At 35.4% G+C, this 18,575-nt stretch carries 22 protein-coding genes and 2 pseudogenes; 11 read left to right on the forward strand and 13 right to left on the reverse strand.

Annotated features, from left to right (window positions below):
- Positions 1 to 384: 384 nt before the first annotated feature.
- The 3 genes from SPD89_RS17105 to SPD89_RS17115 form a co-directional block, all read right to left on the reverse strand.
- Complete coding sequence (locus tag SPD89_RS17105; RefSeq protein WP_336263161.1) at positions 385 to 948, reverse strand: tetratricopeptide repeat protein; 564 nt, start codon at positions 946 to 948, stop codon at positions 385 to 387.
- 13 nt (positions 949 to 961) lie between these two features.
- Positions 962 to 1,444: a DUF1648 domain-containing protein gene (locus SPD89_RS17110; protein WP_336263162.1), complete on the reverse strand. Its 483-nt coding sequence runs from the start codon at positions 1,442 to 1,444 to the stop codon at positions 962 to 964.
- A gap of 83 nt (positions 1,445 to 1,527) precedes the next feature.
- Entirely contained in the window at positions 1,528 to 1,701 is a 174-nt protein-coding gene (locus tag SPD89_RS17115; protein ID WP_336263163.1) for a hypothetical protein, read from the reverse strand.
- A gap of 130 nt (positions 1,702 to 1,831) precedes the next feature.
- On the opposite strand from SPD89_RS17115, the gene SPD89_RS17120 reads away from it, so the two are divergent.
- Positions 1,832 to 2,740: an SDR family oxidoreductase gene (locus SPD89_RS17120; protein ID WP_336263164.1), complete on the forward strand. Its 909-nt coding sequence runs from the start codon at positions 1,832 to 1,834 to the stop codon at positions 2,738 to 2,740.
- Positions 2,741 to 3,116: 376 nt separating this feature from the next.
- Here the strand turns inward: SPD89_RS17120 and SPD89_RS17125 are convergent, their stop codons facing one another.
- Entirely contained in the window at positions 3,117 to 4,319 is a 1,203-nt protein-coding gene (locus SPD89_RS17125) for a YhgE/Pip domain-containing protein (RefSeq protein ID WP_336263165.1), read from the reverse strand.
- 54 nt (positions 4,320 to 4,373) lie between these two features.
- A complete protein-coding gene (locus tag SPD89_RS17130) occupies positions 4,374 to 4,949 on the reverse strand; it encodes a TetR/AcrR family transcriptional regulator (RefSeq protein WP_336263166.1) in 576 nt (191 codons plus the stop codon).
- A gap of 378 nt (positions 4,950 to 5,327) precedes the next feature.
- On the opposite strand from SPD89_RS17130, the gene SPD89_RS17135 reads away from it, so the two are divergent.
- The 3 genes from SPD89_RS17135 (at position 5,328) to SPD89_RS17145 (ending at position 8,048) form a co-directional block, all read left to right on the forward strand.
- On the forward strand, positions 5,328 to 5,534 hold the full coding sequence (locus tag SPD89_RS17135) for a DUF1657 domain-containing protein (protein WP_336263167.1): 207 nt from the start codon (positions 5,328 to 5,330) through the stop codon (positions 5,532 to 5,534).
- A 321-nt stretch (positions 5,535 to 5,855) separates the two neighbouring features.
- The gene (locus tag SPD89_RS17140; protein WP_336263168.1) at positions 5,856 to 7,373 is read left to right on the forward strand and encodes a glycine betaine uptake BCCT transporter; all 1,518 of its coding nucleotides are present in this window, start codon (positions 5,856 to 5,858) and stop codon (positions 7,371 to 7,373) included.
- Between the two features lie 15 nt (positions 7,374 to 7,388).
- On the forward strand, positions 7,389 to 8,048 hold the full coding sequence (locus SPD89_RS17145) for a hypothetical protein (protein ID WP_336263169.1): 660 nt from the start codon (positions 7,389 to 7,391) through the stop codon (positions 8,046 to 8,048).
- A 474-nt stretch (positions 8,049 to 8,522) separates the two neighbouring features.
- Here the strand turns inward: SPD89_RS17145 and SPD89_RS17150 are convergent, their stop codons facing one another.
- The 5 genes and pseudogenes from SPD89_RS17150 to tnpA all read right to left on the reverse strand — a co-directional run bounded on the left by SPD89_RS17150 (position 8,523) and on the right by tnpA (position 12,078).
- A complete protein-coding gene (locus SPD89_RS17150) occupies positions 8,523 to 8,894 on the reverse strand; it encodes a hypothetical protein (RefSeq protein ID WP_336263170.1) in 372 nt (123 codons plus the stop codon).
- Positions 8,895 to 8,910: 16 nt separating this feature from the next.
- Positions 8,911 to 9,125: pseudogene (locus SPD89_RS23175) on the reverse strand (IS91 family transposase); the annotation flags it as partial.
- An 85-nt stretch (positions 9,126 to 9,210) separates the two neighbouring features.
- Positions 9,211 to 9,870: a LiaF transmembrane domain-containing protein gene (locus SPD89_RS17155; RefSeq protein WP_336263171.1), complete on the reverse strand. Its 660-nt coding sequence runs from the start codon at positions 9,868 to 9,870 to the stop codon at positions 9,211 to 9,213.
- Positions 9,871 to 10,093: 223 nt separating this feature from the next.
- Positions 10,094 to 11,290 (reverse strand): CynX/NimT family MFS transporter, encoded by a 1,197-nt coding sequence (locus tag SPD89_RS17160; RefSeq protein WP_336263172.1) that lies wholly within the window; start codon positions 11,288 to 11,290, stop codon positions 10,094 to 10,096.
- A gap of 355 nt (positions 11,291 to 11,645) precedes the next feature.
- A pseudogene (tnpA, locus tag SPD89_RS17165) lies at positions 11,646 to 12,078 on the reverse strand (IS200/IS605 family transposase).
- A gap of 387 nt (positions 12,079 to 12,465) precedes the next feature.
- Here tnpA and SPD89_RS17170 point away from each other — a divergent pair.
- From SPD89_RS17170 to SPD89_RS17185, 4 genes are all read left to right on the forward strand, one after another.
- Positions 12,466 to 14,259 carry a cation:proton antiporter gene (locus SPD89_RS17170; protein WP_336263173.1) on the forward strand — a complete coding sequence of 598 codons (1,794 nt, stop codon included), beginning with the start codon at positions 12,466 to 12,468 and terminating at the stop codon, positions 14,257 to 14,259.
- 118 nt (positions 14,260 to 14,377) lie between these two features.
- Entirely contained in the window at positions 14,378 to 15,406 is a 1,029-nt protein-coding gene (locus SPD89_RS17175; protein WP_336263174.1) for an SDR family oxidoreductase, read from the forward strand.
- 214 nt (positions 15,407 to 15,620) lie between these two features.
- Complete coding sequence (locus SPD89_RS17180) at positions 15,621 to 16,115, forward strand: hypothetical protein (RefSeq protein ID WP_336263175.1); 495 nt, start codon at positions 15,621 to 15,623, stop codon at positions 16,113 to 16,115.
- A gap of 60 nt (positions 16,116 to 16,175) precedes the next feature.
- Entirely contained in the window at positions 16,176 to 16,496 is a 321-nt protein-coding gene (locus SPD89_RS17185) for a cupin domain-containing protein (RefSeq protein WP_336263176.1), read from the forward strand.
- Between the two features lie 42 nt (positions 16,497 to 16,538).
- On the opposite strand, the gene SPD89_RS17190 is transcribed toward SPD89_RS17185, so the two are convergent.
- Both SPD89_RS17190 and SPD89_RS23180 read right to left on the reverse strand, forming a co-directional pair.
- The gene (locus SPD89_RS17190; protein WP_336263177.1) at positions 16,539 to 16,682 is read right to left on the reverse strand and encodes a hypothetical protein; all 144 of its coding nucleotides are present in this window, start codon (positions 16,680 to 16,682) and stop codon (positions 16,539 to 16,541) included.
- Positions 16,683 to 17,037: 355 nt separating this feature from the next.
- The gene (locus tag SPD89_RS23180) at positions 17,038 to 17,136 is read right to left on the reverse strand and encodes a hypothetical protein (protein ID WP_442961188.1); all 99 of its coding nucleotides are present in this window, start codon (positions 17,134 to 17,136) and stop codon (positions 17,038 to 17,040) included.
- A 437-nt stretch (positions 17,137 to 17,573) separates the two neighbouring features.
- Between SPD89_RS23180 and SPD89_RS23185 the strand changes: the two genes are divergently transcribed.
- The 3 genes from SPD89_RS23185 (at position 17,574) to SPD89_RS17200 (ending at position 18,383) form a co-directional block, all read left to right on the forward strand.
- Positions 17,574 to 17,762, forward strand: coding sequence for a DUF4083 family protein (locus tag SPD89_RS23185; RefSeq protein ID WP_442961189.1), 189 nt, complete (start codon positions 17,574 to 17,576; stop codon positions 17,760 to 17,762).
- Positions 17,763 to 17,980: 218 nt separating this feature from the next.
- Positions 17,981 to 18,166 carry a hypothetical protein gene (locus SPD89_RS17195; RefSeq protein ID WP_336263178.1) on the forward strand — a complete coding sequence of 62 codons (186 nt, stop codon included), beginning with the start codon at positions 17,981 to 17,983 and terminating at the stop codon, positions 18,164 to 18,166.
- On the forward strand, positions 18,147 to 18,383 hold the full coding sequence (locus SPD89_RS17200) for a cyanase (protein ID WP_336263179.1): 237 nt from the start codon (positions 18,147 to 18,149) through the stop codon (positions 18,381 to 18,383). Before SPD89_RS17195 ends, SPD89_RS17200 begins: the two co-directional genes overlap by 20 nt.
- Here the strand turns inward: SPD89_RS17200 and SPD89_RS17205 are convergent.
- Positions 18,334 to 18,489: a hypothetical protein gene (locus SPD89_RS17205; protein ID WP_336263191.1), complete on the reverse strand. Its 156-nt coding sequence runs from the start codon at positions 18,487 to 18,489 to the stop codon at positions 18,334 to 18,336. The two genes, SPD89_RS17200 and SPD89_RS17205, sit on opposite strands and share 50 nt — an antisense overlap.
- Positions 18,490 to 18,575: the final 86 nt, after the last annotated feature.

Here is an 18,575-nt window from a genome sequence, read left to right on the forward strand (position 1 = left end):
TACAATAAAATTCCCGTTAAAAAAGTGTCCGTTTTCTTGACAGAAGACCAAGATGTGCCGGTTTAAAGCGATATGTGCCAATTTCGGGGAAAATGTGCCGGTTCGGAGGGACATGTGCCAATTTCGGGGAAAAATGTGCCGGTTCGGAGGGATATGTGCCAATTTCGGAAAAATGTGCCGGTTCGGAGGGATATGTGCTGTTTGGAAGTAACTTGCACATATTTCGATTAAATATAAGTTGTTCTCTTCACTAATCGAGATAGTATGAGTTTTAGTTCCATATTTTTTTCGAATTTTTTCCTTGCTTCAGTGGGCGTTCTTGCAAGGACAGACTTGATCTCCCATCAACTTCTATTTCAACCTGAAAGCGGTTTGCTCCACATTTCATAAAATCTCCTTCATATACTTCAAGACCTGTTCGGTCGAGTCAATCAATGTCGCATCCTCTTTCTGTTTTCTTAATTTCAGCGTCTTCAGAAGGTATTGCTCCGCTTCTTCATAACGCTTTAATTCTAGTAAACATTTCCCTTTATGTTGTAGGGCAAAATCTAAATAGTTGTCCAACTTATTTTTATGTATAAGTGCCATTGCTTGATCAAAACACTCCATCGCTTGCTGATGTTTTTCATTATATTTTAACGCCTCGCCCAAACGAATAAGAGTAACTGCAATTTTCTCACAATCATGTTTTTCATTGGCAATTCTGAGTGCTCGTTCCAAATAATCAATTGCCTTTTTCGGCTTCTCCAGTATTCGATAAAGATTTCCCAAAATTCCACACAACTGATAAGAGTCCTCCCTATTGTTCGCCAATAACTCCTCCACTTGTTTAAGAAAGTCTAATACTGCTTCTGGATCATTTGTTTTCTCACGCAAATTATCTTCCACATCATAATAGATTGTTTGCGTAACAGCTTCCAAGTCTTTTTTTAACATTGTCTTGTCCAAAATATCACCTCATTTATTTTAATTGCGCTAACCTTAAAGCAAATACCACAAGCGTAACAAGTGGCACGCCAAATACTACTCCAACAAACCACACTCCTAAAAAGTCGCCCGTTATATCAACAGAAGCTAGCGTAAATATAAGTACAATCTCTAAGTTTATGATCGTCATGAAAAGGTTAGCCTCTGTATAAATACGTGGAGCGTTTTCTTCTGTAACTTCAACCGTGTAATTATAAAAATGCGGAAACTTGCTAAGGAAATATATTCCTACAAATAATATAATTGTGATTCCAGGCATGATAAAAACAGTGTTTTTACTTCCCCAATTATCTGCATCTCCCTGCGTATTAAAATGAATCGGAATCGTATCAGATAAATGTTGATATGCAAAAACAATGTATATAATTGAACCAACTATACAAATAATTGATATACTGTTTAAAACATACACCCATTTATTGACCGAAAACGGAACTTTAGGATGATTATTCAGCATTTTAATCCCCTTTATGTAAAACCCCCCGAATGCAGATGCAAGCGAGGGTCAGTTGTTTTTTACGTTCATTATACCATAGAACCTTAAATAATCGGGTAGTATTCTTGATATATCGGATACGCATAATAAGGTGGTCTAGGCCCTATTAAAGGTAACTCAAACGCTTTAGCACTTTCATTATACAACACTTCTACCCTCTCAGAAGATTGATTAATTAATAAAAATCTGACTTCTGGATTGTAATAAAACAAATTCATCGTAAATATCCTCCTCAATTAAGTTTTCTCAGTTATCTTATTCAATTTTTCCTGTAAGGTAACTTAAGGCACACTTTCGCCCAAAATACATACTTTAAATAGACAATGATTTATCTAGGAGGACTTATAAATGGTCAATGACAATGAACAATACCCTCTGTACCCAAATTACGGTAAAATAACTGAATTTCAAGAGATAGCATTAACCGTTCCAGAACAACGCCAATTTCGCCAGCCAGGAATCGAAAGGGAAATGGTGCCCCGACCAATAATAGAAAATCCAAATTATCAAGGCTCAGGAAAGTTAAATGGAAAAACAGCTTTAATTACTGGTGGGGATAGTGGAATGGGTGCTGCAGCTGCAATTGCCTTTGCAAAAGAAGGAGCAGATGTAGCGATTGCTTACTTAGATGAACATGAAGATGCGATTCGAACAAAAAATAGAATCGAAGAACTAGGTCAACGCTGCCTATTACTACCTGGTGATCTCCGTAAAAAGCAACAATGTATTGATATCGTTGAAAAAACTGTCACCAATTTCGGTAAGCTCAATATTCTTTGCAACCATGTCGGCATTCAATTTCAACAACTAAGCTTACTCGACATCACTGATGAGCAATTTGATAACACGTTCAAAGTAAATATTTATTCTCATTTTTACACGACTAGAGCTGCACTAAAATATTTAAATGCTGCGGATTCAATCATTAACACCACTTCTGTTGTCGCATTTGATGGGAACGATCAATTAATTGATTATTCTGCTACAAAAGGTGCAAACGTAGGATTCACCAGAGCACTAGCAAGAAGTTTAATCAGTCAAGGGATTCGAGTGAATGCAATTGCTCCTGGACGAATTTGGACTCCTCTTATCCCAGCAAGTTTTTCCGCCGATCAAGTTACCCTTGCTGGAAACCCTATGGATCGTCAAGGGCAACCATTCGAACTTGCACCTACCTTTGTTTATTTAGCATCCGATGATTCACGTTTCGTAACTGGGCAAGTATTACACGTAAATGGCGGGCAAGTTTTTGGGTAAGAAACAACATAATTAGATAATCAGAAAATAGGAGGGAAAGAGGGTTAAAAGAACCCTCCTCCATTGCCTTAATGAAGTTGTAAAATCAAGCCATGTTTGCTTTACACGCCTGCTTATAGTCGGCTTGTTTCAATGAAAGAGTGAGCGGTAACATAACTGATAAAAAATTTTCCTCTTTTTCTTTTTAACTTTACGATAGGTTTCTAGTGGATGCTATTGCTTTAAAAATACTACCACGACCAACATGATTCATATTTTTATTTATATCTTTAGGAGCAGTCATTTATTCCATTCTTTGAGGTACGGAAGCTTGATATTGATCATAGGTATGTATATCATGCCTTTCTTTTCAGTGAACGTTATGAGAATTAATTTTTTAGTTTTTTACGGTAGGCGATTTATGAAGTTGAAATCTTTCCCATAGATAATATACCGTTTGTACACCGAGCGCAATGATTAATAAAGTACTGATAATAATCCATAAATATTTCAGATCAGAAGCAAGATCTCCCCCGCCATAAATTAAACTAAAATAACTATTCACTCCATATGTCGCTGGCAGAACGCTACCAAGCCCCTGATAAAAAGAAGACAATAATTCACGAGGGACGATTGCCCCTGAACTGACTAATTGCGTTGCTGTTAAGGCAATATTAAAGATCATGCCAAGATTGCCAAATAACATTACGAAAACTTGAGATAACGTTAAAAAACTAAACATTAAAATAGCTTGAAATCCCCATAAAGCGAAAAAGTTATGATCAATTTCGATTTTAAACAAATTCATTAGGCAAACTGTTAATAATGATATAGTGGTTGCCACCAGAACATTAATGATTTGTCTTCCAGTAAAAAGTGCAAATCTATTATAATTACTTTTTAACTTTGCATCTGAAAATTGCAAATGCTGACTAATAAGCATAGCACCAATATAAGAAGCTAATACGATTAACAACGGAACCATTGAAAAGACAAATCCTTCTTTATCATTGGTTTTCATCACGTTCATTTGTACAGGACTAATCTGGCTGTTCTCTTGCATCATCATCACTGCTTGACTTGCTACTTCCTCGATAATTTCTTCGTTTGAGGACTCGGCCGCTATCTTTTGCGGGATTGTTTCTTTTAATTGTATATTTATTGTTTCGTTAATTTGCCAATTAACTTGTTCATTCAGTTTATTTGCTGATGTTTCCATCATTTGTTTTGTTAAGGTTGGAACCGATTGATTAATATAATAATCGATATGAGTATTTTCATTGGCTTGTATGTTTTTAGTCATTTCATTAGGTAGATGGATAAGCATATTAATACTTTTTTCATCTAACTCCCGCTTTGCTTGAGGTAATTCCTCATACATTGTTACCTGAAATGGGATGTTGTCTTTTAATTCACTTGTTATTTTCTCTCCTAGTACGGAATCTTCATTTATAACACCTATTGTAAATTGATCAACTCGCTCATAGACACCATCATAACCTGTTAACCAGACAATAACGAAAATAAGTTGAAAGGCGACAGCCGCTGAAATACCTAATAATGTTTCTCTTTGTTTGAAAAAATCTTTGAGTAATTTCAAATTAATCCCTCCCATTTTAAAGTAAGCACTCACTTGCTTAATGTGTAAAAAAAATTATTGTAGTGATTGAATAAAAAATTCTATATTTTTTTCAATAAAATTATCGATCGGATATTCTTCTTCCCCTGGATTAATTCTTGTTTTCATTAAGAAATAGCCAAAGTTAATAAAAACAAAGTTTGTAGCGACAATAGTTGGATCTACTTTTTTTATTTTTTCTTTTTCAACCATTTTTTCAAAATAATTTTTCAATATTTCTATATACTTTTGTGGAATATATTTCATTAATGCATCTAATTCTGGAAATTCTCCTGCTTCTTTTATACTTAGTAAAATCACTGTTTTCTTTTGTTCGAGTAAAAATTGATATTCCCTTACTAGCATTTTTAGATCTTTTTCCACTTCCCAAATAACTTTATCTTTAAATGTATTTTCGAGTAAATCAACAAATGCATATTTTTGTATTACTGCTTCCACAATTCCTTTTTTATTTCCAAAATGGCGAAATAAGGTAACTTCGTTTAAGCCTGCTCTTTCTGCAATTTCTCTCGTTGTCGCTCCTTTATACCCCTTTTCATTAACAAGTTCAACCGTTGCTTCAATAATTCTATCCTTTGTTGAAAGTTTCAAATGGATTCCCTCCAAAATAATGCAAGTTACCACTTGCAATCAATTATATGAGTAGTTATCATTTCTGTCAACCATTCTTTTAATTTTCTTACCCGTTTTTTATACAATTCCAATAGGACAATCCAAATTATGACTTGTTATATACTGTAATCAAAATGTTACACTAAACGCAGGGAATGTCCTGTACAAAAAACATCTGATCCATAAGAATCCGTTTAAGTCACACGGGTTTTTTCTTTTTTAAGAAACCATTTATTTAAAAGCTGAGCTGACAACAAAACAAATGAAAAATCCAAGTCACCCTACATCATTTTCTAATTATATCCTTCAATATATTATGTTTGAATGGAAAACATACTAGTAGGAGGTGAAGTTAAAATGACTGTAGGTACACAAATGCAACAGGCGATCGCAAGTTGTCAAAGCCTCGTATCTAATTTTACTACTTTTGCATTAGAAACACAGGATCAAAACGTAAAACAAATGTTTCAAGATTTAGCACAGCAACAACAAACAATTCTTGACAACTTAAATTCAAGATTGCAATACATTCAACAGGAAGAGCCACAATATAAGCAAATGTAAGCCTTTAAGCCGATGTTGATCACAACATCGGCTAATGTTTTGATGACTACAGATGATCTTCTGTTTCAGTTGGATCGTTACATACCTAACTCTTTTAACAAGCGTAGTTCATCAAAAATTATTTGACTTTGTTCAATCTTATTCGTTATTATGTTTAAGTGTTGTATCCTGGATTGTATTTCTTATTGCGCCAACGTCTTAGAGAAAAGTTTAATAAAAAACAATTTGCCGAACCTTGTTTTGTTTATCTTTATTAATTTTGGGCAATATATAATCCATCAATTTTTTTTGCATATACTGTTTCATTTGGAAGGAGATTTCATGAAAAAACTTACTCCTGTTTTTATTATTTCGGTAACTCTGGCTGTTCTATTTATTTTATGGGGAGCAATTGCCCCACAAAATTTAGAAGTAGTTTCGGGAACTGCCCAAAACTTTCTTCAAGAACATTTTGGCTGGTTTTACCTTATTTCAGCTACTGTTATTTTACTTTTTACCATTTATCTATCATTCTCAAAATACGGTAACATTAAACTTGGAAAAGACGATGATGAGCCTGAGTATAGTACATTCAGTTGGTTCGCAATGCTATTTAGTGCCGGAATGGGAATTGGACTCGTTTTTTGGGGAGTTGCAGAACCCGTTTCCCATTTTTATGCCCCGCCCATGGGAGATGCTCAATCCGCAGAAGCTGCTGAAACTGCCTTACGTTTTGCATTTTTCCATTGGGGACTGCACCCTTGGGGAATATATGCGCTAATTGCGTTAGCACTTGCTTATTTTAAATTTAGAAAAAATGCCCCTGGAACGATAAGTGCTATATTTTATCCTTTACTCGGTGAAGGTGTTAATGGACCAATCGGCAAAACTATTGATGTTATTGCTGTGTTTGCCACTGTGTTTGGAGTCGCAACTTCTCTTGGACTTGGTGCGATTCAAATTAACGGAGGACTCACTTACTTAAATAGTAGTATACCAAATGAGTTTAGTACACAAATTATAATTATTATCGGAGTTACGATTTTGTTTATATTATCTGCTATATCTGGAATCGGGAAAGGAATAAAATGGTTAAGTAACGCAAATATATTTCTTGCTATATTACTTATGTTTTTCTTCTTATTTGCGGGCCCAACAACCTTTTTAATGAATTTATTTACAACAACTCTTGGAAATTATGTGGAGTTTTTACCAAAGATGAGCTTTCGTCTTTCCCCATTTAATGAAGGTGGGAGTAACTGGATTAAAGATTGGACCATCTTTTACTGGGCGTGGTGGATTGCGTGGTCGCCATTTGTAGGAACCTTTATTGCACGAGTATCCAAAGGACGTACGATACGGGAATTTGTTATCGGAGTGCTTGCAGTTCCAACAACTTTTTGTGCGTTGTGGTTTGCCATTTTCGGTGGTACTGGGATTCATATGGAAATGTTCCAAAACGGTGGTATTTGGTCAGCAATGGAACAAGGTAATTATACAGAAATTGCACTTTTCTCAACGCTTGATCAGCTACCTTTTAGTATGGTGGCATCTGTATTATCCATCATACTAATCAGTATCTTTTTTATCACTTCGGCGGACTCTGCAACGTTTGTACTTGGGATGCAGACAACGAATGGGATGCTTAACCCACCGTTAAAAATAAAATTAACTTGGGGACTTATTCAAGCTAGTGCAGCTGCAGTGTTGCTTTGGTCTGGAGGTCTTAATGCACTTCAAACCGCTTCGATTGTTTCTGCTTTTCCATTTGTATTTATTTTAATTTGCATTATGTTTTCATTGCATAAAGGATTGAAAGAAGAAGGGATGCCAGTAACGAGAAAGAAAAATGTTTTATAAAATGGAGGTAATGTAGTGAAACTTTTTAACGTAAGAAAAGGTCAATTTGTTTATTACGAAAACAAATTACATAAAGTTTATTCCGTTAAACCATTTTTCAAACAATCTGTTCACCTAGTTCGTCTTGCCGACTTAGAACAAATTCTTTCAACCGCAAAAGAAATTGATTTATATAGACCAAAACATCTCGACAGTTTCATTGCAAATCACAAACGCTATACAATAAATAAAAATGTCCGGGCAAAAGTCGGCGATTATATTTTAGTTATAAATCCGCGACCGGATTCTCTCGACCATCATCATCTGAATTCAATTGAAATGGTTTCTTCCATTGAGGAGAACGGCGTTATTAGTAATAAACAAAATGGAATTCGACATAACGAATATTGGGTCATGGTTCCAGGTCTTCAAGAAGGTGCAAATATCATCGATCTCCGAAATGGCAACACTTCTATAGAAGAAGAGGAAGATGTTGAGGAAACATTTCCATTAGAAACGATAACGCCTATTATAGGTGACGTTTACCAAAAAAATGATAGTACTCCCCCTATCCAAGCTATGGTCATTGCAATAAAAGGTAGAACCGTCTTTTTAGGTGGAGGTTTACAGGTCTCTATCGATGAGTTGACTAATGATGACAAATGGAGTTTCGTGCATAATATTTTCGATAAATAGTGAGCAGCCGAGTTAAAGGGGAAAACTCGGCTGTTCTTCTTTTTGGATATTACCACATTGTTATTTAGGTGATTTTTTAAATTTCAGTAATTAGGGCATCGTTACTGTCCCTTTCTCTTTTAGCTTATCAAAAACCTCTTTTGCCTTCTCTGGATTATTAATTGTAATAGATACTTGAGCGGTTTCCTTCGTTGGTGTTTTATCCGATCCCGGGGAATGAATCAGAGATCATCAGATTCATATCCCCTACTTTTAAGAGCGCTTTGAGTTTGTTGTTCTTTACTTGTTCAGAAAACGGAAAATTAAAGGAACGGATTGATTATTACAAATGGTGGTTTAACAGGCTTTGGGATGTGACGAAGGAAAGATCTAGGACGGTTATTCGGTAAATTATACTACTATTAGAATAGGTTAAAAACAGTATTTTTAATGATATAGCATATCGGTCATTTTCTCCTTCTTTATTCATAAATACTAAAGTAAAAGAATGCTCAAAGTCGAATGAATTATTTTCTTTCTGACCATGGTCAGTTTTTTTAACACAATGTTTTGTACAAAAATTTCATTACCTTGTTTACTTGCTACCTCTTGCGGTATTAGAAAAAATCTTTTGTTTGCTAGATTTTTAAATTCCTTTTCCGTGAAATAAGTCGAAAATTTATTTTGATAATCATTGAGTTGTTGTGCGTTCATCTTATTCACATCCAAACTTGAATCGTCAACATTGTAAAATGCCTTAATAAATTTCACTCCATAGTCTACCTCATCATCTTCTTTACTCTCGCAAGCACTAACAAAGAATAGAAGAACAACAAAACAACACATTAAAACAAAAAACCTTTGCATAGAAACATCCTTGCTTTTTACTTATTCTGGAATATATTCTGTAATGACGAATCGTTTTGAACTGTTCGTCTGGTATATAGTGGATTAAACGACTAATAAAACTCTTCTAAAGATAGCGTTCACGCTTCTTGTTACCACGATTGATTCCAATCGCAGGTTGACGCATGTAACGACCAATGTATCACAACTGATCCCTATTTTCCCTCTTTGTTTTGGGAGATACACATAGAAGTCCCCAGTCAAATGAAGCATCTTTTCTTCACAAAATGAAAACAATCCTAATTAATCCGGAAATTGATGAGAAATCTTTATTCACTTAATTTTTAATCACTACACCACCAAAAACAGCGAGGCAATTCAGTTTTAACACCGAAAGACTTTCCTCATCTCCTAGATGTCTTCTTTTATCTTCCCAACCACCAAAAATAGGATTTCCAGTAACTTTAACATGTACATTTTCAGGAACAATGATAGTGACGCCACCAAAAACAGCGGTTATATCAAGCGTGGCTCCTTCGTCGGAAATTTCCGCCTCACGCAAATCAATTTCTGCCTCTCCGAAAATAGCGGTTACATTTCCACCACGAAAATCTTTCGATTGACTCCTTAATTCCGTACCAGAAAAAAGCAAAAAATTTTTCAAGTCTTGCTCCATATGCTCCTTTTTGCCCCGTTCTCCTCTTGTAAAAATAATAGCCAAACCAATAAAAATGATTACAAGCGGCCAAATAAAGGCTGCAAGATTCATTTCAAACCAATGGTTAGCTAAAAATAAGCCACCAACAATAATAAACAAAACACCTGTTAATGGCGAGGAATATGTACGATTAACTAGTTGAATAATACCGATAACAATTAAAATTAATGGCCACCAAGTAGATAGCACTGCTGTGAAATCTAACAAATTCGCCTGATGCATGAAAAAACCAACACCGATTACAAGAAAAAATAACCCAAACCAGACTCTTCCAGACAATAAAACCCCTCCTCAATCGTGCCAACTTATGCCTTAATTATATCAGAAAGAAATTTATTGAGAAATGACTTTTTGCCTATATATGGAAGGAAAATAAGCTTGGTTAATTTTCCTCGAAAATATTCTTAGTATTTTATATTTATTGTTTGTTATTGTGGATAGTAAACGAAAATTTGTGACCGTTTTTTCATATTGATCCTGCAAAGGGCACAAAATAGCCTTATTAGTTATTTATAATTACTTTCCTACCTGCAAGCACTCCAGTTATTAAAATCATAATCCCAGTAATTAATAGCATGAAAAGTGGTGTAATCCAACTTCCTACTAAATCGTGCAGCCCACCAAAAATAATTGGTCCAAGAGCAGCAATAAAATAGCCAAAAGATTGCGCCATCCCCGATAATTCTGAGGCATCGTAGCCATTTTTAGTTCGTAATGTAAACAACATCATCGATAAACTATAGCCACTACCACAGCCAATTCCGATAAATACCGCTGACATAATAGTCACAATAAAATGACTGCTAAATAAACCGATTGTACCAAGAAGAAAAACAATTCCCGTCAAAGCTCCTAACAATTTCTGGTTATTCAGTTTATCAGAAATTACCGGGATTAAAAAGTTGACCGGGATGAGAGCAAATAACATGAGCGATAACATCCAGCCTGCCTGATTGGATGAATATCCATTAGACTGTAAGATATCGGGCAACCATGTTAAACACGTAAAATACATGAGAGATTGTAAGCCCATAAATAAGGTCACTTGCCAAGCAGTAAAAGAAGTCCACATATTCGTTTTCTGTTTCTTTTCTGCTAACTCCAAATGAATTTGAGGCTTAGTTTTTTTAAGTTGCGGATACCAAATAAAAAGTGTAATGATGATTAAAATTACCCATACACCCAATGCAACTTGCCATCCAAAATTATTTGACAATGGTACACTAATGCCTGAAGCTAAGGCACCAAAAATGTTCATAAATAACGCATAGAGACCTGTCATTAGACCAATTTGAAACGGAAAGCTCATTTTTATAAGTCCTGGTAGTAACACATTCCCAAACGATATCATTATTCCAATCATAGCTGTGCCAATAAACAATGCACTAATACCAGTAACAGAACGAACGACTATTCCGAGTGCCAGCATAATCATCGATAAGAAAATTGTTTTTTCTATTCCGAAACGATTCGCTATTTTAGGAGCAAATGGTGAAACAAATGCAAAGGCTAGCAGCGGTAAAGTGGAAATTGCTCCCATAACCGTACTGCTCACTCCTAAACTTTCGCGAATTTCCGGTACCAATGAACCAATAGATGTTAATGGTGCACGTAAATTAGATGCAAATAACATGATCCCAACAATCAATAAAAAACTGCCTTTTTCCTTAGCTCTTATATGATCCGTGCCTATTGACATGTATCCATTCCCCCATGATTCATTCTTAAAGAGGATGTTCAAAAAGTCCGGTAAAAATGACACTGCAAATTTCGCACGAATGCTTGTTTCTCCGCTCCTTGAAAAAGGAAAGCACTTTTTCTGCGTGCTAGAAGCGTTCGCTCATATATCTAAATGCATACATTCCGCTGTTCGAAACTGCGCCGCCTTGAACTTCTTGGAGCTTTTTATCCTCCTTTTTTTGAACACGCACTTAAACTACTACCTGCTAAAGCAGGTGGATTTTGATAAATGTCTGCGACTAAAGTCGCTCTTCAGGATGAAATCATGCTGAAGGTTCATAAGGTGAAGCCTATTCCTTAGTGTGACTAAACTCTCATTCATCAATTCTGGAGATTTCATCATAGCCTTCATTGAATTGATTGGCAATATAGTTTCTTATTATTTCCGCTGTCACTGCCCCATCGGTTGCACCAAAATATCCTCTTGCCCATAAATGTTGACCCCAATACCTTTTCTTTAGTTCTGCAAACTCATCCTGTAATAATCTTGATGATCGACCTTTTAGGTATTGCAAAACCTTGCTGTGCGCCATACTTGGAGGACATGACAGTAATAAATGAATGTGGTCTTTGCCTACACTACCTTGCAAGATAGTAATTCTTCTTGCTTCTCAACCTTGTCTAATGAGCTCTCTTGCCCGTACTGCAATTGAACCATGCAACCACTTTATTTCTGTAGTTTGTTACCCAAATAACATGATACTTGATATCATATACCGCATGGCTACTTTTTCTATATCCATCCATACTTTTACCTCATACCCTAGTATAGACAAATGAAGACAAAAGATAGGGCTAAAAGCTTATACCGTCTAAAGAGGGTGGAGTTAGACCACGCATTTGTAACTTAAACGAGTGTACTATTTCAAGTTTACTAGAAGTATATAGAGCAATTCTTCCAACTTCAATTGAAAAGGTTGAAAGTTTATTAAAAAAATAATTCTTAAAAAAACAATACCCACAACAATTTACACTATCTTTGAGTTAGTAAGTTTTAAAAACTTATATTAAGAATATTGTTATAAAACAATTTTGTCTGAATTTATTAAAAGTAACAAATTAATTTCAACGAAAATAAGAAAGTGTTATAGTAAACATTATATTTATACGTAGCATATAAGGGAGCAAATTTATATGGAAAATCTTGAACTTATCATCATTGTATCAGTTTTAGGACTCGGAATTTTTTCTCAATGGTTTGCATGGCGAATCCAGTGGCCGTCCATTGTAATCATGTCAATTGTCGGTCTACTTATCGGACCTGTTTTAGGAATTGTTAACCCTGGAGAAGCACTAGGTGACCTTTATAGTCCGCTTATTTCCCTTGCTGTGGCAATTATTTTATTTGAGGGCAGCTCCAGTTTAGATATTCGAGAAATAAAAGATGTTTCAAAATCTGTGTTCCGGATAATTACTGGAGGAGCTTTCATCGCTTGGATTTTCGGCTCCTTATCGGCACATTATATTGCAGGCTTAAGTCTTGAAGTATCCTTTATTATCGGTGGCTTATTTGTTGTTACAGGTCCTACTGTAATTATCCCATTACTGCGAAATGCAAAGCTTCAACCCCGGACTGCAGCTGTTTTAAAGTGGGAAGGAATTATTGTTGATCCTGCTGGACCCCTTCTTGCCCTTTTTGCCTATGAAGTAATCAAAGTCATTACAAATACCGACTTAGGGCCAGATTATTTACTTAACTTTTTTGTCTCTGCTCTATTAGCTGGAGTACTTGGATTTTTGATCGGATTTATAATTAGTATCATGACAAATAAAGGGATGTTCCCAGAATATCTAAAGTCCCCAATCTTTTTAGCTTTCGTATTGATTTGTTTTACAATTGCAGAAATGATTATGCATGAAACGGGAATGCTCGCGGTAACAGTCATGGGATTAACTATTGGAAGAGCCAAAAAACATGTTTCCTCTATCGGTAATATTCATCATTTTGTTGAAGGTATATCCGTATTACTTACGTCAACTGTATTTATATTATTAACCGCTTCGCTCGCACGAGAAACGATTGCACAAATCTTCACTTGGCCGATCATTGCTTTTGTGCTTGTAATGCTTTTTGTTGTTCGTCCGCTTTCCATCTGGTTACCTACGATTGGTACAGAACTTACCAGAGCGGAAAAAACACTAATTGGTTGGATAGCACCAAGGGGAATTGTTGCCCTTACCGTAGCTGGTTATTTCGCAACTATATTAGAAGAAGATGGTTACCAGGATGCCGCAACATTAACCGCTTTAACATTTGCACTTGTGTTCGTTACCGTTTGTGCACACGGCTTCACACTTGGACCTTTAGCTAAAAAACTTGGCCTATCTAATCAAGATTCACAGGGCGTTGTCATCATTGGTGCGAGCAGCTTCGCCATTGCTCTTTCTAAGAAGTTAAAAGAAATGGATGTTGCCGTATTGATCGTCGATTCCTCAAAAGGGCGTCTACGGCCAGCGGAAAAATACGGTATAGAAACATATGAAGGAGAAATTTTATCGGAGCACGCACAATTTGAAGCTGATCTTTCTCCATATAATACGATTCTAGCAATGACGATTGATTCGGCATATAATGTGCTTGTTACACAATCCTTCGCACCTGAATTTGGCTATCATAACACGTTTTCTTTACCAACACCGGCGGAATCGAGTGTGAACCAGGAAAACTTATCATCTGCAGTGAAGTCCCATCTTTTATTTGATGAAAATGCAATTTTTACAGAGTTGAACCGGAAAATAAATACAAATTATACGCTCGAGACAATTATCATCAATGAGGATAACAACATAACCAAAAAAATATTGCCTGAAAATACAACACCCCTTTTTGTAAAGAAAAAGAATGATAAGATTATATTTATCACCCACCGAACGAAACTTGCATTTGATGAGGGGGATCAGTTAGTCGTTTTAAAACCGGAGGAATAACGCAGTGTTATTAACGGCCACCTAATCGGAAAAAGTCTCCTAACAATTATACATACATTTTTTGCCGAATTAAACGAATACTACAACTAGTTTAATTGGAAAGTTAGGAGGATTTATCGTGCAATTAAAGAATTTAAAAGATCAAGTCATTGTAATTACAGGGGCTTCAAGTGGTATTGGTCTTGTAACGGCAAGAACAGCAGCAGAAAAAGGAGCAAAAGTTGTTGTTGCGGCAAGAAATGAAGAAGCATTAAAGGAATTAGTCAATGAATTACGAGGGAATGGTCATACCGCAATTCATGTAACTGCAGATGTTGGGCGTGAGGAAGATGTAAACAAAATTGCCGAAACAGCTTTAAAGGAATTTGGGCGTTTTGATACCTGGGTAAATAATGCTGGAGTAGCCATTTTTGGGTACGCAATGGATGTAAGTAACGAAGATATGAAACGATTGTTTGACACGAATTTTTGGGGTGTGGTGTACGGATCAAAGGTAGCGGTCAAACATTTTAAAGAAAGAGGTTTTCCTGGTGCTTTAATAAATGTTGGAAGTCTCTTTGGAGATAGAGGCACACTTATTCAATCTACTTATGCCCCTTCTAAATTTGCTGTACACGGATGGACAGAAAGTTTACGAATGGAGTTAGAAAAAGATAATGTACCGGTTTCTGTAACACTTATCCACCCTGGTAGAATTGATACTCCATATACTCAACATGCTCACAGTTATTTAGACAAGCAGCCAATACACAAAGGCATGCTTTATCCACCAAAAGCGGTAGCTGAAGCAATTCTTTATGCAGCAGAACACCCAAAAAGAGACATGTATGTCGGCACACAAGCAAAAGCATTAGAACTTGTTGGAAGAATCTTTCCCCGCTTTACAGATAGACTAATGGAACGATTTATTCCACCAACCCAATATACAAATATACCTGCAAAACCTCGTGAAGAGAGTAATCTTCACCAAGCCGGTTATGGGTTACACGAGCGAGGAATAAATAAAGGTTGGAAACGCTCAAACAGTATGTATGTAAAAGCGTCTAAATACCCAATCTTCTCTAGAGTAATCATCATTGGTTTCGGAGCATTGATACTGGCCAATATTAGACGAAATAAACATAACACAAGAAAACAAATCAGTTAATGATTGTCATAATTATATACACTTGGCTGAGAACAGGAACGAGGGAGAACATCACGGGAGCTCTTCCCCTTTTCTATCGAGAGCAAAGGTGCGGGTGAGCGCGAAGGCATGACTAAATGTCGGATCTTAATCAAAAGGTTCTATTTTTTAATTGGAATTTTATGCCAAAATAAATTATGAAAGTAGGTTTATTTATAAATTCGAGGTGCTATTATTGGAAACAGAAACTATTTTTAAAAGTGATGAAGGAAGTAGAATTATTACCGAACACTATGAAAATTATTTAGAATCTTTCCCATTTGATATCGAACGAAAATATGTTGAAACAAGTTATAGAACAACCCATGTCCTTGTTGCAGGTCCACTAAAAGGTAAACCTATTTTAAGTAGATTTAAGTTAATGGAACATTGTGTTAAAATTACATTAACTGATGCAATTGAACCAAGGAGTTGTCAACTAATGAAAAAGTTAATTGTTTTTGCAATTAGTTTTATATTACTATTTTCTTTATCTCACATTTTTTCCGGTTTCTTTCTGACAGTTACATATAAACCGAACATAGAAGAGGCTTGGCATATGAGTGGTAATTTATCACAAGAAATAGTTATTAAAAGCAACTCTTCTTTTTTACTCACATTGTTTTTGGCTTTTCTATCTGCAACCATTGCTTATTATATCCCGAAAAAATTCATAAAAAATAACAATTAGGTCTACATAAACTTTTACTATTTCCTATATTAAATTAATACTTTAATTGGAGGATCAAGAATGAATAACCAAACAATTACTTCTGCTCAGCAATTTAATGAAGAAAGGTTTACAAAAATAGACATCATTAAAACGAAACAAAGCGTTGCATTCGTACTCAACTTTCTACCTGGTCAACATATGAAATCCCACAGCCATCCAAGACGTGAATTATTTTTATGTGTTATCGAAGGAAATGGGACCCTTTTAGTTGATGGAAAGGAATTCGAAGTAACAAAGGGAGATGTAATCTACTGTGACCCAGAAGAACAAATCGGATTCAAAAACACTAGTGAGAATAAAGTATCTATATATGCTACGATGACTAAAATAGCTGATTAATTAAAAAGAACTTGGAATTTGTTACTCCAAGTTCTTCATTTATTATAAACGTTTAAATAAAATGTTATTTTCTAAATGTACGTGCTGGAAAATGTCTGTTTCAAGTTCTACTAAGCGATCATACGTAATATGGTAAGATCCACATGCGCCTGGAGGTGCTTGAAATCCATTTATAATCTCACGCATTTTTTAAGCAGATCTCCTGTAGCATCATATTCGACTTCTAAATCTCCGTTTGCTACTCTTATTTTTTCTAAAAGTTCTTCACTTGGATTCTGTGCGTATTCTTTAATTAATGGGATAACCTCAGTATCTTCTTTAATTGTATGTTCTTCAGTCTCTGTTTTAAATTCATTGTATACTTTATAAAGTTCTTTTAAATGCGGGTGGTTCGCACCGTGGATGCGGGAAATTTTGTAACAAACTCACCTAGTGCCGGAAGTTCTTGTTTTAAATATTCATGGTGTTAATAAGTAATATGATCAACGAGCTCGTCAATCGGTACCAAATCCTAATCTTTCACTTCATTTCCTTCTTTTTCCTAACGGTCATATGAAGCATTTAGTTCTTCTACAATTACTTCACCATCTTCATTTTTTCTCAAGCTATTCTTTAAGAGGACACGCACTTTAAGAGACACGTCTCCCCCGCAACAAAAGTCAATTTTATTTACTTTAAATAGATCGCTAGACCTGTAGATACATTATTACAATATAAGCTAGCGTATTTTTAGCTGTAAATGACATATTTGTTCCTATATACTACTTGCTTACAATGATAATCGTTCTCCGTATTTAATTCTGTGATGTATATCACAGTATATTAAAAATGCAGACGAATTTTTTCCACAATCTTTATTCAAAAGATCCTTTCATTACCTTTTGTGAAAAATAGATGAAAACAAATACACAAGATCGACTCACGTTACCTTTCTTGCATGACTGAATCGATTTAGGGAACGTAAGATTACTTTGCGTTCCCCTGATCACTTCCATAAAACAATTTATAGCAACGTGAGATTCACCTACCTTAAACTCATGTGTTACAATAATCTATAACTGGAGGTGCTTTGGATTAATGATAAATACTATTATTTCAATCTTTTTTACGATTCTCATTATTGCCCTTATTTTGATGTTTTTCATTTCGCTTTACTCTTTCGTTAAGCGTACACTCACTAATGCATCCGCACAAAACAATAGCACAAATGAAATTAACAAAAAATTAGATAGAATTATTGAGCTACTGGAAGAAAAAAACAAATAGCTTCAGACAATATGAAATTATGATCTACTCCTTATAGAGATAGCTCATTCATTTACATATCAGAAGGAGAGGTTACTATTGAATGAGAAAATTTATTACAAAAGAAACAGCAACCGAAGAAATCTTGAAAAGAAAAGGGACTAACTTTTGACGAACTTGCGGAAGCAATCGGACGTCATCCCGTCTGAACGGCATCAGCAATTGAGGGACAAGCAACGATGGACGAAGACGAAGCGAGAAAACTTGTGGAACTTCTAAAACTCGATGAAGAAATCGCAAACTCCTTACAAGAAATTCCGTATTGCGGTTCACTTGTTGAATCTCTCCCGGTTAACCCACTCATTTATCGCTTCTATAGAAGTAATGCAAGTATATGGAATATCTATGAAATCAATCATTCATGAAAAATTCGATGACGGTATTATGAGCACAATTGATTTTATAATGGACATTGATAGGAGAGAACATCCGGACGGCGACTGCTTAGTCATCACAATGGACGGAAAAATTTTTACCAACAAAGAAGTGGTAAAGCGAAAAAGCCATTCGAAGTATCTCCACGAATGGCTTTTTACTTACTTTTATCGATACAAACGATTAATCGATCCTCAATATTTTTAGCAAACTCCTTCAACTCATCATCTTCCACCATTTGAATGAGAGCAGAAGGTTTTGGCATTCCAATTTTTGTGTTTCCTTCATCATCGTAACGTTTCCTTAATATCAAATTCCCAAAGTACGCCAAGCTTTTCAGCCTTCAAATTCTCTGCTAAATCATTGATTGTTTCCTCAATTGATTTATTCCTCTTCATA

Origin of the sequence: Pseudogracilibacillus sp. SO30301A, from assembly GCF_037072025.1 — a bacterium.
In the GTDB taxonomy this organism is placed as follows: Bacteria; Bacillota; Bacilli; order Bacillales; family Amphibacillaceae; genus Pseudogracilibacillus.

Coding starts and splice junctions, on each gene's coding strand:
- SPD89_RS17110 (WP_336263162.1), bottom strand. CDS start 1,444: ATGCTGAATAATCATCCTAAAGTTCCGTTTTCGGTCAATAAATGGGTG.
- SPD89_RS17115 (WP_336263163.1), bottom strand. CDS start 1,701: ATGAATTTGTTTTATTACAATCCAGAAGTCAGATTTTTATTAATTAAT.
- SPD89_RS17120 (WP_336263164.1), top strand. CDS start 1,832: ATGGTCAATGACAATGAACAATACCCTCTGTACCCAAATTACGGTAAA.
- SPD89_RS17135 (WP_336263167.1), top strand. CDS start 5,328: ATGACTGTAGGTACACAAATGCAACAGGCGATCGCAAGTTGTCAAAGC.
- SPD89_RS17140 (WP_336263168.1), top strand. CDS start 5,856: ATGAAAAAACTTACTCCTGTTTTTATTATTTCGGTAACTCTGGCTGTT.
- SPD89_RS17150 (WP_336263170.1), bottom strand. CDS start 8,894: ATGCAAAGGTTTTTTGTTTTAATGTGTTGTTTTGTTGTTCTTCTATTC.
- SPD89_RS17160 (WP_336263172.1), bottom strand. CDS start 11,290: ATGTCAATAGGCACGGATCATATAAGAGCTAAGGAAAAAGGCAGTTTT.
- SPD89_RS17170 (WP_336263173.1), top strand. CDS start 12,466: ATGGAAAATCTTGAACTTATCATCATTGTATCAGTTTTAGGACTCGGA.
- SPD89_RS17185 (WP_336263176.1), top strand. CDS start 16,176: ATGAATAACCAAACAATTACTTCTGCTCAGCAATTTAATGAAGAAAGG.
- SPD89_RS17190 (WP_336263177.1), bottom strand. CDS start 16,682: ATGCGTGAGATTATAAATGGATTTCAAGCACCTCCAGGCGCATGTGGA.
- SPD89_RS23185 (WP_442961189.1), top strand. CDS start 17,574: ATGATAAATACTATTATTTCAATCTTTTTTACGATTCTCATTATTGCC.
- SPD89_RS17195 (WP_336263178.1), top strand. CDS start 17,981: ATGGACGAAGACGAAGCGAGAAAACTTGTGGAACTTCTAAAACTCGAT.
- SPD89_RS17200 (WP_336263179.1), top strand. CDS start 18,147: ATGAAATCAATCATTCATGAAAAATTCGATGACGGTATTATGAGCACA.